This window comes from Streptomyces sp. NPDC060205, from assembly GCF_042728395.1.
Taxonomy (GTDB): Bacteria; Actinomycetota; Actinomycetes; order Streptomycetales; family Streptomycetaceae; genus Streptomyces.
On sequence record NZ_JBHWZP010000202.1, the window covers coordinates 1 to 16,915 of the forward strand.

General features: G+C 71.5%; 10 protein-coding genes and 1 pseudogene. 7 read left to right on the forward strand and 4 right to left on the reverse strand.

What is annotated here, in order from left to right:
- Window positions 1-250: 250 nt before the first annotated feature.
- Window positions 251-895 carry a DUF6629 family protein gene (locus ACFWGJ_RS29130; protein ID WP_387330460.1) on the reverse strand — a complete coding sequence of 215 codons (645 nt, stop codon included), beginning with the start codon at window positions 893-895 and terminating at the stop codon, window positions 251-253.
- Between the two features lie 177 nt (window positions 896-1,072).
- Between ACFWGJ_RS29130 and ACFWGJ_RS29135 the strand changes: the two genes are divergently transcribed.
- Entirely contained in the window at window positions 1,073-2,821 is a 1,749-nt protein-coding gene (locus tag ACFWGJ_RS29135) for an acyltransferase (RefSeq protein ID WP_387330463.1), read from the forward strand.
- Here the strand turns inward: ACFWGJ_RS29135 and ACFWGJ_RS29140 are convergent.
- Both ACFWGJ_RS29140 and ACFWGJ_RS29145 read right to left on the reverse strand, forming a co-directional pair.
- Window positions 2,791-3,705, reverse strand: coding sequence for an endonuclease/exonuclease/phosphatase family protein (locus tag ACFWGJ_RS29140; protein ID WP_387330465.1), 915 nt, complete (start codon window positions 3,703-3,705; stop codon window positions 2,791-2,793). The genes ACFWGJ_RS29135 and ACFWGJ_RS29140 overlap by 31 nt on opposite strands.
- Window positions 3,706-3,814: 109 nt before the next feature.
- Entirely contained in the window at window positions 3,815-5,614 is a 1,800-nt protein-coding gene (locus ACFWGJ_RS29145) for a phospholipid carrier-dependent glycosyltransferase (protein WP_387330468.1), read from the reverse strand.
- 187 nt (window positions 5,615-5,801) lie between these two features.
- Between ACFWGJ_RS29145 and ACFWGJ_RS29150 the strand changes: the two genes are divergently transcribed.
- Window positions 5,802-6,596: an NPP1 family protein gene (locus ACFWGJ_RS29150; RefSeq protein WP_383943011.1), complete on the forward strand. Its 795-nt coding sequence runs from the start codon at window positions 5,802-5,804 to the stop codon at window positions 6,594-6,596.
- A 51-nt stretch (window positions 6,597-6,647) separates the two neighbouring features.
- On the opposite strand, the gene ACFWGJ_RS29155 is transcribed toward ACFWGJ_RS29150, so the two are convergent.
- Entirely contained in the window at window positions 6,648-7,490 is an 843-nt protein-coding gene (locus tag ACFWGJ_RS29155) for an alpha/beta fold hydrolase (protein WP_387330472.1), read from the reverse strand.
- Between the two features lie 391 nt (window positions 7,491-7,881).
- On the opposite strand from ACFWGJ_RS29155, the gene ACFWGJ_RS29160 reads away from it, so the two are divergent.
- From ACFWGJ_RS29160 to ACFWGJ_RS29180, 5 genes and pseudogenes are all read left to right on the forward strand, one after another.
- The gene (locus tag ACFWGJ_RS29160) at window positions 7,882-10,059 is read left to right on the forward strand and encodes an RICIN domain-containing protein (protein ID WP_387330484.1); all 2,178 of its coding nucleotides are present in this window, start codon (window positions 7,882-7,884) and stop codon (window positions 10,057-10,059) included.
- 44 nt (window positions 10,060-10,103) lie between these two features.
- A pseudogene (locus ACFWGJ_RS29165) lies at window positions 10,104-10,934 on the forward strand (ThuA domain-containing protein); the annotation flags it as partial.
- A 129-nt stretch (window positions 10,935-11,063) separates the two neighbouring features.
- Window positions 11,064-12,977: an AMP-dependent synthetase/ligase gene (locus ACFWGJ_RS29170; RefSeq protein ID WP_387330475.1), complete on the forward strand. Its 1,914-nt coding sequence runs from the start codon at window positions 11,064-11,066 to the stop codon at window positions 12,975-12,977.
- 60 nt (window positions 12,978-13,037) lie between these two features.
- Window positions 13,038-13,634 carry a hypothetical protein gene (locus ACFWGJ_RS29175; protein ID WP_387330478.1) on the forward strand — a complete coding sequence of 199 codons (597 nt, stop codon included), beginning with the start codon at window positions 13,038-13,040 and terminating at the stop codon, window positions 13,632-13,634.
- Between the two features lie 188 nt (window positions 13,635-13,822).
- The gene (locus tag ACFWGJ_RS29180) at window positions 13,823-16,846 is read left to right on the forward strand and encodes a glycosyl hydrolase (protein ID WP_387330481.1); all 3,024 of its coding nucleotides are present in this window, start codon (window positions 13,823-13,825) and stop codon (window positions 16,844-16,846) included.
- The last annotated feature ends 69 nt before the right edge of the window (window positions 16,847-16,915 follow it).

The window sequence follows — 16,915 nt, forward strand, 5'->3', positions numbered from 1 at the left end:
GCGGTCCGTGACACCTGTGGTGACCGGGGTGTCCGTGGACCGATGACGCCGGGTGCGGCCCCGGTGGGGGCGGGCCGCGCAGTTCCCCGCGCCCCCAAAAAGCGGGGCTGCGCCCCTGCTTTCCGCCCTGAAGGGGCGCGGGGAACGGCGCGGGCAACCCCCACCGGCCCGCGGAATGATGCAACGGTCCAGGCCCCGTCAGGGGCGCGGGGAACTGCGCGGCCCGCCCCCACCGGGGCCGCACCCGGCGTCATCGGTCCACGGACACCCCGGTCACCACAGGTGTCACGGACCGCCCCCGCACCCACCCGTACAGCACCAGCGAGCACACCGCCGCGAACGCGCACCACGTCGAGATGAACTCCGCCTTCCACAGCGCCCAGCAGGTCGCCGCCCCCACGGTCACCAGGATGCCGAGCACCCGCAGGTGCCGGTCGCCGGAGAGGAGCAGTGAGCCGATCGTGGCCAGCAGGTAGCCCGCGACCAGCAGTTCCGAGGCGGGCAGGGAGACGGCGTAGCCGACGGTGTGGCCGCGGATCTCGGCCGTCACCCCGTGCGTGGCGAGACGGTAGGAGAGGATCGCCGCGGTGACGAGTCCCGCGACGAGCGGGATCGTCAGCCGCCGCCGCGCGCTCGGCGGCGCCACGCACAGCACGGCAACCGGCACCCATACCGCCAGCAGCGGCAGGGCGATCGCCGCCCACGCCACGGTGGCGGGGCCCGAACCGCCGCCGGAGCGCCAGACCAGGGACTCCACGATCTGATGGCCACCCAGGATCAGGGGCAGCGCGGCCATCGGCAGGTCGGCCGCCCTGCGGGTGCGCGCCACGCAGGCCACTCCCACGGCGGCGATGCCGCAGCCCGCCACGAGGTCGGCCGTCGCACTGAAGCACATCGCGCCACCAGGGGTTCGTGTCGGATTCGCGTGGGTTCCGTGTCACCGGATTCCCGCTTGCCATGCTCACGCTACGGTCCGAGCACCCGGACGCCGCGTCCGATGCATCCGTTCGGCCCCCTCCCCGGCATCCAAAGACATTGCCGGGGCAGTAAGCGCTCTCTATGATCGGGCGTGATGGATTCGGAAAGCGCCCTCGACGACTCCTACTTCGACCACTGCCCCTGGGACTTCGGCCCGCGCGCCTCCCCCGCGCAAAGGGACGCCCAGGCCGCCCACCAGAAGCGGCTGACGGACGGCGGCGCGAGCATCGGCCCGCGCTGTTTCGTCTCCCCCGCCGCCGGCGTCTTCACCGAAGCGCTGCGGCTCGGCGGGAACTCGTACATCGCCGGGCACGCCTACGTCACCGGCGAGGTCACCAGCGGCACCGACTGCACGGTCAATCCGTACGCCACCGTGCGGGGCCGGATCGTCCTGGGGGACGGGGTGCGGATCGGCGCCCACAGTTCGCTGCTCGGCTTCAACCACAGGTTCGCACCCGACCGCCCCGTGCACCGGCAGCCCCTGACCAGCAAGGGCATCACCGTCGGCGACGACGTGTGGATCGGGTCGAACGTCGTCGTCCTGGACGGCGTGACCATCGGCGACCACTGCGTGGTGGGCGCGGGAGCGGTGGTGACCAGGGATCTGCCGCCGTGGTCCGTCGCCGCCGGCAATCCGGCCCGCAGGCTGCGTGACCGGCGCGAGTCCGGCCCCGCCCGGCACGGGACGGCAGAGGGCGGTGGCGGCCTCGGGGACCAGGCCGCCCGGTTCGCCGACCGGGCCCGTTCCCAGGCCGCAGGCCTCCTCGCGCGCGCCTGGGACGCCGGCGCGGGCCGGTATCGCGACCGGCCCGGCGCGCCGCTGACCGTCCGCGCCCACTGCGACGCCGTGGAGATCGCCGATCTGCTCCTCGGCACGCCTCCGCCGCAGCTGTCCGCCGCCGGGCACGCCGAACGGCTGCGCGCGCTGCAGGACCCGGCCGAGGGAATGGTGCCCGAACTCGCCGACGACGGTGGCCCCGGCGTGCTGCCCGCCCGTGCGGCGGACGGCTGGATCGACGACGGCGCCGCCGAGTACCACGTGCTGTCCGTGGGCTACGCGCTGGAGCTGCTGGGCTCCCGCTTCGCCCACCCGGTCGGCCCCGTGGCGCGTATGACGGCGGGCGCACTGGTCGCCCGCCTGGAGTCGCTGCCGTGGCGGACACGGGCGTGGTCGGCAGGTGCCTGGGTGGATTGCTGTGCGACCGGCGCGCACCACAACCTCGGACTGGGCGCCGGAGCGGGCGAACCGGGCGCTCTGGAGGCGCTGTTCGGCTGGCTGGGCACCCGGGTGGATCCGTGGACCGGGATGTGGGGCCGGAACGCGTCACCGGCAGAGGGCCGACTGCAGCTCGTCAACGGCTACTACCGGCTCACGCGCGGCTCGTTCGCCCAGTTCGGGATGCAACTGCCGTACCCGGAGCGGGTGGTGGACACCGTGCTCGACCACGGCGGGGATCCGCGCTGGTTCGCCGCGGGCCGCCAGAACGCGTGCAACGTGCTGGACGTGGCCCACCCGCTGTGGCTCGCCGGCCGGCAGAGCGGACACCGGGCCGCCGAGGCGCGGGCGTGGGCCGGTGAACAGCTGGCGCACGCGCTGGAGCAGTGGCGGGACGGTGCCGGTTTCGGCTTCGGCCCGCCGGGCGAGGGCGGTGCGGGGCCCGGCCGGGAGCCCGGCCTCCAGGGCACCGAGATGTGGCTGGCCATCGTCTGGCTGCTGGCCGATCTGGTGGGCGTGGCGGACCGGCTGGGGTACCGGCCGCGGGGCGTCCACCGGCCGGAGGCCGCCCGCCCACCCGCGCCGGGGCCGCCGCCTCATCCGGTCCCCGTCGACAGCACGCTGTAGTAGAAGCTGTGGTCCGAGTTGACGGTCCGGCGCGTGCCGGTGCAGTGCCAGCGTCCTGACGCGCCCTGGCCCCAGGTGAACAGGTAGTCGATCTTGCGGCCGTCGTCGTAGGTCGGCCGGAGGTACGACGGTCCGGGCTCCCGCAGGCCGCTCGCCTCCTTGCCGTTGCCGCTGTACAGGACGTCGAGTTCCGGCGCGTCGGGCGGTGCGTTCAGGTCGCCGGCCAGGACTACCGGGCCCGCGGCGCCGAGCCGGTGGATGCCGTCCGGTTTCCATTCGTCGTGGATGAACTCGGTCTGCGCCCGCCGTTCCCCGTCCTTGCCGCCGCCGACGGTCAGGTGCGTGCTGCACGCCGTGACCGGGGGTCCCGCGAGGTCCGGCAGGCCCGCGGGACGGACGACCGCACAGATGATGCCCCGCTCGCCGCTTCTGCCGTCCGGGTTGGGCAGCAGGGCCGGTGGCAGGATCGTGGCGGCCGAGTGGAACAGGATGGTGTTCCCGTACGGCTGGCCGTCGGCGCAGTGCGTGCCGGTGTCGACGAAGGCGCTGCGCAGGCCCAACTCCCGGGCGAAGCGCTCCCCTTGGGTCTTGCAGACTTCCTGAAGGCCGATGAACAGCCACCGGTCGACGTCACCGAGGGTGACATCCCGGATGGCGTCGGCCTCGTCCCTGATCCAGTCGCCGGCGTCGCCCCGGTGGCCGACGTTCCCGTAGATGTTGAACGTGCCGACGTACAGGTCCCGGGCGGTGTCCGGTACGGAGGCGGCGGCCTCCGGTGCGGCCCCGCTCCTCGCGGGGAGCGCCGCCAGTACGCACAGGAGGGCCGTCACGATCGCCCTGGCCGCGCCGCGTCTCCTCGCGGGACCCGTACGGCGCGTCGTCATGACGCGACCGTACCCTCGGCGCGGCCGAACCCGCCGGGCGCGAGCGGCAGTTGTGACTGAACAGACCTCCCGTGGCGGTCAGCCGGGTGACAGTCCGTGGCGGCCGGTGTCAGCGGCGCCGGAACACCGTGATCGAGTGCCCGACGTCGTCGATCGGCGTACTGGTGTCGAGCAGCGCGGCCAGCCGCCCGTCCGCCTTCGCCATCGCGGAGTCGGAGACCACCAGCAGTCCGTGCACCTCGCCGAGGGGTGCCTTGAGCGGATCGGACGCGTTGATGCCGTAGTACGAGGGCACGCCCGCGCCTTTGTAGACCAGCCAGACCCGCTCACCGGGACGGCGCCGGTCGAGGTGGTCCGCGAGGCGGCCCAGATCCTGGCCCCAGTCGACGTTCGAGTCGTGCAGCCGCTGATGCGTCCTGGACGGTCCGCCGAACGCCTCGTTGGAGTACGGCAGGTAGTACGGGTAGGTGCGCAGCGAGCTGACCGCCACGAAGCAGACCAGTGCCGCCGTCGCCCAGTGGGCCGGTCGCCACCGCGAGAGCGTCACTCCGGCGGCGGCGACCGCCAGCAGCATCGGCATGAACAAGGCGTAGCGCACACCGAGGTCCCGGGCGCCGTGCAGGGAGATGGCCAGGAGCACGGCGGCGGGGACGAGCACGTACGGGACGGCCGGGCGCAGTCCTCGTACGGCGAGCAGGGCGACCGAGCCCGCGGTCCACAGGGCGAGCGCGCCGAGGGGAGTCTTCACCAGGAGCGCGGCCGGCAGGTAGTACCAGAGGGAGCCTTCGTAGAGCCGCCCGAACAGGAAGCCCTGCCAGATGTCGTACTCGAAGCCGAACTGGATGCGCATGCCGTCGCGGTAGGCCTCGGGGAAGGGCAGCCAGGCCGCGATCCGGCCGCGCGTACCGCGGATGTCCGGCACGTTCTCGGGGGCCGCCCAGCGCATCCGCGGGTCGACGACGAGATAGGTGGCCCATACGACGGCTACCGCGATCAGTGCCATCCCTACGGCGGCCATCGCCCCGTACGCGAGGAGTCCGATCCGGGCGCGGGTGTCGAGTGCCGGGAGCCGGGGCCGTGCGCCTGGTCCGGGTGTCCGGGGTCCCGTGTCGGGTTCCGGCGGATTCCGGCGGGCGTGCCAGTACGACAGGACGCCCAGCAGCATCAGTACCGGGATCACCGGCAGCACGCTCATCTTGGTGGCCGCCGCCGCGCCCAGGGCCGCCCCGGCGAGCGGGAGGCACAGGAGGGGTCGCCGGCGGGCCCGCCACAGCAGCCACAGGGCCGTGAGCAGGAAGCCGGTCGCGGGCACGTCGAGCGTGGCCAGCGAGCCGTTGGCGATGACGTCCGGGGAGAACGCGTACAGGGCCAGGGCCACGAGGCCGCCGCTCGGGCCGGTGAGGTCGCGGGCGAAGGCGAGGACGACCAGTCCGAACAGCAGCGTCAGGACGATCACCGGAAGGCGTGCGTACAGCATCAGGCGGGCGGGGTCGTTGCCCGACTCGTACAGGACGTGCCGTCCGAGTGCCGTCTGGCTCCCGGTGAAGTCCGCGTCGAGGTGCGCGTCGGTGAACACCAGGCCGGACGCGATGATCAGCTTGCCCAGGGGCGGGTGTTCGGGGTTGTAACGGAAGCTGCGTTCCTTGAGGTACACCTCGGCGGAGGCCACGTACACGGGTTCGTCGATGGTGGGGGTCTGCTCGACGGCGGTGGTGACCATCGCGACCGCCATCTGGGCGAGGAGTGCGACGACGGCCAGCGCGTACAGCCACCGCCGGCGCCGCGCCGAGCGGACATGTCGCGACAACCCGGCGAAGCCGCGCGGTCGTTCACCTTCGGCCGCCGGTGCGGGCGGGCGGGGGCCGGTGAGCCCGTCACCCGTCGGGCGGGTGGCCTGAGGCGCGCTCATGCGGCACAGCTTTCCATCAACCCTCCACGTGTGTGACGTTCTTGGGCCGGTCGAGCGACAAGTGTTGGGCGCTCCGTAACCGTTGTGACCTCTGGGGCCTCTTGGCACGCGAGTGAAAATCCGCGACTCTGAACTGCACATGTCACAAAGGGCGTTGGCCTGCTCGGGGCCGATGAGGAGGACACCTGTGAACGGCAGACCGGCATCGAAGTCCCTCGGATCCCGGCGTCTGGGCCGGAAGTCGCTCGGCGTACTGGCGGGCGCCGCGGCTCTGGTCCTCGTGTTCCCGGCCACCGCCCTGGCGGCGCCGCCGCCCGCGCTGCCCGCGAACGCGGACGCGCTGGACTCGACGTTCCAGCCCACCTACGACTACGACACGGACGGCTGCTACGCCACGTCGGCCATCGGCCCCGACGGTACGGTCAACGGCGGGCTCAACCCGAGCGGCGCCCTGAACGGCCAGTGCCGAGACGCCTCCGACCTGGACAGCGTCAACACCTACTCGCGCTCCAAGTGCAACAACGGCTGGTGCGCGATCGTCTACGGGTCCTACTTCGAGAAGGACCAGGCGGTGGCCGGCAGCGGGCTCGGCGGGCACCGGCACGACTGGGAGCACGTCGTGGTCTGGGTGCAGAACAACGAGGCGCAGTACGTCTCGACGTCCAACCACGGCTCGTTCACCGTGCACAACCGCTCGGCGATCCGCTGGGACGGGACGCACGCCAAGGTCGTCTACCACAAGGACGGGATCAGCACGCACTGCTTCCGTGCCGCGACCGCGGGGGACGAGCCGCCGGAGAACCACAAGGGGACCTGGCAGCGCCCCCCGCTGGTCGGCTGGAACGGCTACCCGGGCAGCCTGCGTGACACGCTGACCTCGTACAACTTCGGGAGTGCGACGCTCGGCATCAAGGACAGCACGTTCAACTCGCATCTCTCGTCGGCGAAGCCGTCGGGGATCGCGTTCGACCCCAACGCCTGATCAGCGCGTGACCAGCGGCTGAGCAACGCAACTTCAGCAGCCGCTCACACGTCAGGTACGAGGTGCTGCCCGGCCGTCGGGACGGTCGGGCAGCACCTCGGCGGCGAAGGCCGCGACGTCCTGGACGAGCCGTTCGGGCTCCTCCCAGTACAGGGCGTGACCGGCGCCCTCGTACACGACGAGCCTCGCGTCGAAGAGGGTGTCGAGGAGCCGCTGCTGGTCGGCGCGCGGCAGGATGCCGTCGGCGTCGCCCCAGAGCACGAGTGTGGGGACGAGGATTCCCTTCAGGGTGGCGGCCAGGTCCGTCTCCAGCAGGCCGCGCACGGTCTCCTGCCACACCCGCGCGGGCACTTTCAGATTCTCCTCGGCGATCGTCGCGAGGAGTCCGCGTCCGAGTGGGCGGGCCGTGAGGCCGGTGAGCAGTTCCTCGACGAAGGCGCGCGGCACGGGATCGACCAGATCCTTGACCTGCTCCCCCAGCGCCACGGCGGCCGGCTTGTCGGCGAGGGTGGCCGGGACGCCCGCCAGGACCAGACCCGCCACCCGGTCGGGATGGCTGCCCGCGACCAGCCGCGCGGCCACACCGCCGCTCGACGCGCCGACCAGGACGGCCCGGCCGATGCCCGCCGCGTCGAGGAATTCCACCAGGTCGGCTGCGAAGTCCTCCGGGCCGTAGCCGTCTGCGGGCCGTTCGGCGTCGCCGTGGCCGCGCTGGGTGGGGGCGTATCCGTGCAGGGCGGCGGGGAGCTGTCTGAGCAGGGGCTCGAACGCCCACCAGGAGTCCGCGAGGCCGTGCACGAAGACGACGGGGGCGCCCTCGGGATATCCCGCCTCCGCGTACGGGAGGACGAGTCCGCTCCTCAAGTGGGCGGCCTTCACCGCGATCGTGCTCACGGCGGCCCTCCTGACGTCGGTCGGCCCCCTCGCACACCGGCCGTGGGGCGGCGCGACGATCCTCTTCATCGTAATGAGGGGTATCGCGGACCGCCCCTTCAGAGAACGCGCCGCCTTCAATTCCTTGCGGGCTCCGGGCGATTGTCGGCCGTCTTTGCTTCACATCTTGACGCGCTTGGTTCAGACCTTTAGGTTCACCGATCGCCGAGATTCCACGAATGCGCTCATCGTTCATGTCCGTGAACACGTTGTCCGTGAACACGGACCTGTACGTCGTCTTCTCACCCCCCACCCCAACCCCCCACGCACAGGAGAATCCGTGTTCGGATCGACAGGATCACCGGTCGGATCACCGAGGTCGCCCAGAGCACCGGGCCGCCGGATACCCACCCTGCTCACCACCCTCGCCCTGGTGGCGTCGGCGGCGGGCGCCGTGGCGGCGGCCCCGCCCGCGCCGCGGGCCGAGCAGGCCGCAGCCGCCCTCCCCACGGGCTGGGCCACCGTCGTCAACGCGGGCAGCGGCAAGTGTGTCGACGCCCGGGGCGCCGGAACGGCCGACGGCACCGCCGTCCAGCAGTACGCGTGCAACAGCAGCCAGGCCCAGCAGTGGCAGCTGCGCGACACCTCCGACGGCCGGGTACGGGTCGACAACCGCGCCGACGCCACCAAGACCTGGGACGTCGCCGACGTGTCGGTCGCCGACGGCGCGGCCGTGCAGCTGTGGACGTACGGCGGCGGGACGAACCAGCAGTGGCAGCCCGTCGCGGACGCGTCCGGGACGACCTATCACTTCGTGAACCGCAACAGCGGCAAGTGCCTCGACGTGCCGAGCGCGTCGACCGCCGACGGCGTCCAGCTCCAGCAGTGGACCTGCAACGGCTCCGCGGCGCAGTCCTTCCGCGTCGACGCCGTGGACGCCCAACAGCCGCCGGGCACACCGGATCTGGGCCCGAACGTCACCGTGTTCGACCCGTCCACCCCGGCCGCCACCATCCAGAACAGCCTCGACGCGGCCTTCGCCCAGCAGGAGACGAACCAGTTCGGCACGGCCCGCAAGGCCTTCCTCTTCAAGCCGGGCACCTACGACGCGAACGCCAACGTCGGCTTCTACACCCAGGTCGCGGGGCTCGGCCTCTCCCCCGACGACGTCACCATCCGGGGCGCGGTGCACGCCGAGGCCGACTGGTTCCAGGGCAACGCCACCCAGAACTTCTGGCGTTCGGCGGAGAACCTGTCCGTGACACCGACCTCGGGCACCGACCGCTGGGCCGTCTCGCAGGCCGCCCCGTACCGCCGGATGCATCTGCGCGGCAACCTCCAGCTCGACGACGGCGGGTGGTCGAGCGGCGGCTACATGGCCGACACGAAGATCGACGGGCAGGTCAGGTCGGGCTCGCAGCAGCAGTGGCTGTCACGGAACACCGAGTGGTCGAGCTGGACGGGCTCCAACTGGAACATGGTCTTCGTCGGCGCGCAGAACGCCCCCGCGAACACCTTCCCCAGCCCCCCGTACACCACGGTCGACCGGGCGCCCGTCACCCGCGAGAAGCCCTTCCTGTACGTCGACCAGGCCGGCGCGTACAAGGTGTTCGTCCCCGCCGTACGCACCGACTCGCGCGGCACCACCTGGGCGGCCGGCACCCCGGCGGGCAGCTCGCTGCCGCTGTCGGACTTCTTCGTCGTCAAGCCCGGCGCGACCGCGGCACAGCTGAACGACGCCCTCGCCCAGGGCAAGAACCTGCTGGTCACTCCGGGGGTCTACCACCTGAACCAGACGATGAAGGTGACCCGCCCGGACACCGTCGTCCTGGGTCTGGGCCTTGCGACCTTCATCCCGGACAACGGCGTGACCGCCATGACGGTCGCGGACGTGGACGGTGTCAAGCTCGCCGGGATCCTCTTCGACGCGGGCACCACCAACTCGGCGCAGCTCCTGGAGATGGGCCCGGGCGGCTCCTCCGCCGATCACGGCGCCAACCCCAGCTCCCTGCACGACGTGTTCTTCCGGGTCGGCGGCGCGGCCGTCGGCAAGGCCACCACCAGCCTCACGGTCAACAGCGACGACGTCATCGGCGACCACCTGTGGATCTGGCGCGCCGACCACGGCAACGGCGTCGGCTGGAACACCAACACCGCCGACACCGGGCTCGTGGTCAACGGCGACGACGTCACCATGTACGGCCTGTTCGTCGAGCACTACCAGAAGCACCAGACGATCTGGAACGGCAACGGCGGGCGCACGTACTTCTACCAGAACGAGATGCCCTACGACCCGCCCAACCAGGCGGCCTGGATGAACGGCTCCACGCAGGGCTACGCCGCCTACAAGGTCGCGAACTCCGTGACCAGCCACCAGGTGTACGGCTTCGGCAGCTACTGCTACTTCAACGTGAACCCGGCCGTCACCGCCGAACACGCCATCGAGGCGCCGAACGCGGCGAACGTGCGCTTCCGCAGCATGGTGACGGTCTCGCTCGGCGGCACCGGCACGATCCGCCATGTCGTCAACGACCGCGGCGGGCCGTCCAACTCCGCGACCAACGTCGCCAACCTCGTCAGCTACCCGTGACGGCGCGCACCCCCAACGAGTCGACGTACAGGAAGGGGCACATCATGAACGGCATCAGAACGTCCGGGCCGGTGCGCATCGCCCTGCAGGTGCTCGTCCTGCTGGCGACCCTGCTGGGACTGGCGGCGCCGCCCGCCCACGCGGCCCCGAAGGCGGCACCCTTCAAGGTGCTCGCCCTCTACAGCGGGACATGGGACGCCGCGCACATCAGCTTCACCCGCGAGGCCAACCAGTGGTTCCCCGCGCGGGCGGCCGAGAACGGCTTCACCTACACGGCGAGCACCGACTGGAACCTGCTGTCCAACGGGGGCGTCGACGCGTACCAGGTCGTCCTCTTCCTCGACGACCTGCCGCAGAGCGCCGCCCAGCGGTCGGGCTTCGAGCGGTACATGCGCGCGGGCGGCGGCTGGCTGGGCTTCCACGTCTGCGCCTTCACGACCGAGGCGCAGCAATGGCCCTGGTACCACCAGCAGTTCCTCGGCAGCGGCAATTTCAAGTCGAACACCTGGGGGCCGACGTCGGCCACTCTGCGGGTGGAGGACCGCACACACGCCTCGACCAGGAACCTGCCCGCCACCTTCGCGTCCTCGGTCAACGAGTGGTACAGCTGGTCGAACGACCTACGGCGCAATCCGGACATCAGGATCCTGGCCTCCATCGACCAGAGCAGCTTCCCCGTCGGCACTGATCCGAACCAGACCTGGTACAGCGGCTACTACCCGGTTCTGTGGACCAACACCAAGTACCGGATGCTCTACGCGAACGTCGGTCACAACGCGATGGACTACGCGACGAACACCCCGCTGTCGTCGACCTTCGCCAGTGCCTTCCAGAACCGTTTTCTGCTCGACGGACTGAAGTGGCTCGGTGGCGCAGCGCAACGAGATCAGGACAGGTCGATCGTCCGTTCGTGACCCAACTCCCGCCGTCGTGGGCTAGATTTCGAACGCCCTCGATTCCGGACTCCATCGGAGGGGCGCTCTGAGGAGATTCTGGAGCGGCACATGCACCCCTTGGAAGTATCCAGACAGGCCTCGCCCCTGATGCAGGGCGGGCTCGCGGACAGTCTCTTCGAGACAGCCGAACGCGATCCCCTCATGCCGCAACTGGCACGCCGCTCCGACACCTCTCCCGCAGCCTGGTCGCAGGTCACCGCGATCGAGCTGCGGGACCAGGTGGTGGACGTGGCACGGGGCTTCATCGCGGCCGGGATCTTCCCGGGCCACCGCGTGGCCGTCATGGCACGCACCCGCTACGAGTGGACCGTGCTCAGCTACGCCCTGTGGACGGTGGGCGCCGAGATCGTCCCGATCTATCCGACCTCCTCGCACGAGCAGGTCGCGTGGATCCTCAAGGACGCGGGCTGCGTCGCCGTGGTGGTGGAGGACGAGCAGGGCATCATGACGGTCGGCTCGGTGTGCGCCACGCTGCCGTCCCTGCGGCACGTCTGGCAGCTCGACGCCGGGGCGCTCGCGGACCTGGCCGAGGCGGGTCTGTCGGTGCCGGTCACCACCGTCGAGTCGATGCGCCGGATCGTGCTGCCGGACTCGACGGCCGTCATCGCCTACACCTCGGGCACCACGGGACACCCCAAGGGCTGCGCGCTGAGCCACAGCAGTCTGGCGAGCCCCTGCGACACCCTCCTGGCCGGCTGGGGACACACCGCCGCGCCCCCGGGTCAGCAGCCCGCCGTCCTGGCCTTCCTGCCCTTCTCCCATGTGTACGGCCTCATGATCCAGGGGCTGTGCATGCGCGGCGGGATCCTCATGGGCCACGAGCCCGACCTGCGCGCGGAGACCCTGGCCGAGGCCCTGCTGTCGTTCCGGCCCACGTATCTCTACGCCGTCCCGTACGTCTTCGAGAAGCTGTACAAGAATTTCCTCCGCAAGGCCGAGGAGGCGGGCAAGGGCACCCTGTTCGAGCGTGCCGTGCGCACCGCGCAGGACTTCGCCGCGGCGGCCGAGCGGCAGCGGCTGGGCACCGGCGCGGGCCCCGGCCTCGATCTGCGGCTGCAGCACGCCGTCTACGACAAGACGGTGTACCGCAAGCTGCGCGCGGCCCTGGGCGGCAGGGTGTGCGGGGCCGTCTCGGGCGGCTCCCCCCTCAACCGTGAACTGGCCCTGTTCTACTCGGGCATCGGGATCTTCGTCCATGACGGGTACGGGCTCACGGAGACGAGTGGCGGCATCACGGCCCAGCCCGTCGGCCGCGAGAAGTTCGGCACCGTGGGACAGCCGCTGCCCGACACGGAGGTCCATGTCGCCGACGACGGGGAGATCCTCGTCCGGGGGCCCTCGGTCTTCCAGGGCTATGTCAACGACGAGGAGGGCAACCGCGCCGCGCTCCACAACGGCTGGCTGGCCACCGGCGACATCGGGCAGCTCGACCACGAGGGCTATCTGAGCATCACCGGCCGCAAGAAGGACATCGTCATCACCAGCGGCGGCAAGAGTGTCGCCCCCGCGGCCCTCGAAGAGCGTCTGCGGGTCCATCCGCTGGTCCACCAGGCGGTCGTCGTGGGCGACAACCGGCCCTGTGTGGGGGCCCTGATCACGCTCGATCCCGAGTACCTCGCCCACTGGCGCTCGATCCACGCCGTGCCGGGCGACGCCCACGACCGCGAAGTACGCGAGGAACACGCCCTGCGGGAGGAGATCAACCGCGCGGTCGGCGCGGCCAACTCCACGGTGTCGCGCTCGGAGTCCATCCGGGTGTACCGGGTGCTGCCGGAGGCGTTCGACCTGGCCAACGGGCTGCTCACGCCGTCGATGAAGCTGCGCAGGGACGCCATCGCGGAGCGGTACGCGGCCGAGATCGAGGCGATGTACCAGTCGTCGTCGCGCACCCCGCGGGCTCTGCCGCCCCCGCCCGCCACCGACCCGTTCATCTGGGACGAGGCGGACAACGTCTTCGGGTGACCAGGCTCCGCCCGTCGTGATCCCATGGACCGCATCCGCACAGCGAGATCGGGGAGACACATGCGACGAGTACGGGGTCCGCGCCGGTCGGCCCGGGCCGCGGCGGCGGCAGCGGTCGCACTCCTGACGGCCACCGCTGCCTGCGGGAGCACGGAACAGGGAGCCGGGGGCGAGGGCACGGGGGACACCGGCAGCGGCTCCCCCGCCCCGTCCCACGCCCGCTTCGTCGAGGACGTCCCGTGGGGCGACGGCGGTCGGCTCGGCATGTACTACACGGCCGGGCGCGGCCTCATGGAGCAGCACCAGGACACCGCGGGCGGACCGTGGAGCAGGCCGCGACTGGTGTACGCGACCGAGGGCGACGCGTGCCGGAGCATCACGCTCAAGGTCTTCCGCGACACGGTCGCGGCGATGGCGAACTGGGGCGTGTACTGCGCGGACGGTGAACCGCCGACGGAGTCGGTCGCGGCGGTCGGTACGCGCAGCCTGGCGACCTGGGACACCAGGGCGACCGAGGACTTCGACGGCTGGGAGAAGGCCGCACCCGTCGCCGGCACCGAGGACCTGCTGTTCACGAGGTCGTCCACGGAGTGGCTCACGCGGCTGCGCTGGAGCCCGACGGGCGGCTTCGGTGAGGTGCAGGACATCCGCCGATAGGGAACCTCCCGCGCGCTGTCCGGCCCGGCCGCGCAGAAATTTGTGTCGTGCGCGCTTCTTGACGCCTCTTGATCGAGCGACTTACTTTCGCATCGTCGTAGCGATTAAAACGATTCAACTCCCCCGGGCCCTGAAGGGGTCCTCTTTGTGCTGCCCTCCAGTCTCAAGCTCCAGAGCGGACAAGAACCATGAACGACCACACCGCAGTTCCCCGGGCGGGCCTGCCTCGCCGTACCGTCCTCGCCGCGGCGGCGGCCACGGCGGCCGCCGCAGGCGTCCTCGACTGGGCGGCGCCCGGCAGCGCCTCGGCCGCGGCCCCGGCCGCCACCGCGGGAGCCACCGGCTCCTCCTCCCTGCGTTTCGCCGAGCCGGGCCGCGCGGTGCGCCCGAAGTTCCGCTGGTGGTGGCCCGACGGCCTGGTGCAGCCGGACGAGATCAGACGGGAGATCGACCAGATCGCCGACGCGGGCTTCGGCGGCGCCGAGATAGCCGCCGTCCATCACAGCGTCAGCGACACCTCCTCGCTGGACACGGCCCGCCACGGCTGGGGAACCGCCGCCTGGGTCGCGGGAGTCGAGGCCGCGCTGAGCCAGGCCGCCCGGCGCGGTCTCACCGTGGACCTCACCGTCGGGCCCAGCTGGCCCGCCGCCGTCCCCGGCATCACCCCCGACAGCGACGCGGCCGTCAAGGAACTCGCCCACGGAGCGGCCACCCTGGCCCCGGGCGCCACGTTCTCAGGACCCGTCCCGAAGCCCGTGCACGAGGCCGCGTCGGGGGTGACCGCGCAGCGGCTGCTCCTGGTGCAGGCGGCCCGGGTGAACACCGCGAACTCCACCCGCAAGGAGACCGGCCTCGACCTCGACTCGGTCCGCGACCTCACCTCCGCGGTCGCCGACGGCGCCCTGGACTGGACCGCGCCCGACGACGGCACCTGGGTGGTGATCTCGTACTGGGTGCGCGGCTCCGGCCAGATGCCGGAGGCGGGACCGCACACCGACCCGCCCGCCTACGTCGTCGACCACTTCAGCGCGGCCGGCACGCGCGCGGTGACCGACTTCTGGGAGAAGCACATCCTCACGAAGTCCGTCCGCCGTCTGCTGAAGGTGTCCGGCGGCGCGCTCTTCGAGGACTCCATCGAGCTGGAGACCGACGGACTGCAGTGGACACCGGGCCTGCCCGACGCGTTCCGTGACCACACCGGCCGTTCCCTGCTGCCGCTGCTGCCCGCCCTGGTCCTGGACAACAGCAACCAGGTGTACGCCTTCGAGGCCGCCGTCACCCGCCAGATCCGGCACGACTTCTGGGAGACGGTCTCCACCCTCTTCAACAAGCACCACGTCACGGCGCTGCGCACCTGGGCCCACTCACTCGGACTCCAACTGCGTTCCCAGCCCTACGGGTTGCAGACCGACGCCATCGCCTCGGCCGCCATCCTCGACATCCCCGAGGGCGAGTCGCTGGGCTTCAAGAACCTCGACGACTACCGCTGCCTGGCCGGTGGCCGGGACATGGCCGGCAACACGGTGCTCTCGTGCGAGGCCGGCGCGTACGCGGGCGGCGCGTACAGCACCACCTGGCAGAAGTTCCTGCGCACGATGGGCGGCGCCTACGCCGCCGGGGTCAACCAGACGGTCGTCCACGGCTTCTCCTACGCCGAGTTCCCGGGCGTCAACTGGCCGGGCTACGCGGCCTTCACCCCGTACAAGGGTGTGGCCGGGTACGGCGAGTCCTGGGGTCCCCGGCATCCCACCTGGAAGCACGTCTCCGACGTCTCCGGCTACCTCGGCCGGGTCCACCAGGTGCTGCAGACGGGCCGGGCCAAGGCGGACGTGGCGGTGTTCCGGCAGACCGGCTACACGGCCACCGGCATCGGCGCGTCCTGGTTCACCTCGACGGGCATCACCCTCGGCTGGAGCCACCAGTTCCTCAGCGGCCCGCTCCTGGACCTGCCCTCCGCCGTCGTGCGCAAGGGACGGCTCGCACCGGACGGCCCCGCGTACAAGGCCCTGTTCGTCGAGGGCGACTTCTTCTACGGGTCCACGGTGACGCTCGCCCTGCGCGACGCGCGCGCCCTGCTGCGGTTCAGCCGCGCCGGACTGCCGATCGTGCTGCTCGGCGCCTGGGACACGGTGGTGCCGCCCGGCGTCCCGGACACCGGCGAGAGTGACGAACTGCGGTCGGCGGTCAAGGAGTTGCTGGCCCGGCCGCTGGTCCGCACGGTCACCGACAAGACTTTGGTCGGCGACGCGCTGACCGCGCTCGGGGTGCGGCCCGACGTCACGTACGGGAGCGCTTCGACCCTCCTCAACGCCCACCGGGTGGCCGACGGGGTCGACTACTACTACCTGTGCAACGGCAAGCACGCCGAGACGGTCAAGCCGGCGGTCGCCGCGATCGACCACGAGGTGACCCTGCACCGCACCACGGCCAAGGGTGTGCCGTACCTGCTGGACCCGTGGACCGGGAAGGCGGAGCGCGTCGCCCGCTACACGGAGGACGGCGACTCGGTGACCGTACGGGTCACCTTGCAGCCCGCGGAGACCCTGATCGTGGCCATCGGCAGGCCGGGACTGTTCGGTGACCGCAACGGCTCCCGTCCGTACGCCGTCGACAGCGAGGCCGAGGAGGTGCGCTTCACCGACGCCGGCCTCACCGTGCGGGCCACGGCCTCGGGTACGTACCGGACCTCGCTCTCCAAGGGACGCGCCGTCAGCGCCACGCTCAAGGACATCCCGGAGCCGAGGGAACTGACGTCGTGGAACCTGCGTGTCCAGGACTGGCGACCGGGTGCCTCGGCCACCAGGACGACTGTCGTCGAGCACGAGGTGACGCTGGACGCGCTGGTGCCCTGGTCGCAGATCCCCGAGCTGGCCGATGTCTCGGGCATCGGCCGCTACCGCACCACCTTCACCCTCGGTCCTGGTTGGACCGGCGGGCACGGCGCGCGTCTGGAGCTGGGCTCGGTCACCGACACCTGCCGGGTGACGGTCAACGGCCACCGGCTCGACCCGGTCGACCAGATCCACCCCGTGGTGGACCTCGGCGACCTGCTCCGACGCGGCACCAACACCATCGAGGTCGAGGTGGCCACCCCGCTCGCCAACCGTCTGCGCGTCAGCGACCCCGCGGTGTACGGCGGTCTGACCCGGGCGGCGTACGGCCTGCTGGGCCCGGTCCGCCTGGTCCCGTACGGGGAGGCCCGGATCGCCTGACCGGGTCGTCGGCCGACCGGGGCGCCGCGCCTGCGGCGTCCGTCCGGCCGGGCGCGGCAGCCGGAAAGC

Coding starts and splice junctions, on each gene's coding strand:
- ACFWGJ_RS29130 (WP_387330460.1), bottom strand. CDS start 895: ATGTGCTTCAGTGCGACGGCCGACCTCGTGGCGGGCTGCGGCATCGCC.
- ACFWGJ_RS29135 (WP_387330463.1), top strand. CDS start 1,073: ATGGATTCGGAAAGCGCCCTCGACGACTCCTACTTCGACCACTGCCCC.
- ACFWGJ_RS29140 (WP_387330465.1), bottom strand. CDS start 3,705: ATGACGACGCGCCGTACGGGTCCCGCGAGGAGACGCGGCGCGGCCAGG.
- ACFWGJ_RS29145 (WP_387330468.1), bottom strand. CDS start 5,614: ATGAGCGCGCCTCAGGCCACCCGCCCGACGGGTGACGGGCTCACCGGC.
- ACFWGJ_RS29170 (WP_387330475.1), top strand. CDS start 11,064: ATGCACCCCTTGGAAGTATCCAGACAGGCCTCGCCCCTGATGCAGGGC.
- ACFWGJ_RS29175 (WP_387330478.1), top strand. CDS start 13,038: ATGCGACGAGTACGGGGTCCGCGCCGGTCGGCCCGGGCCGCGGCGGCG.
- ACFWGJ_RS29180 (WP_387330481.1), top strand. CDS start 13,823: ATGAACGACCACACCGCAGTTCCCCGGGCGGGCCTGCCTCGCCGTACC.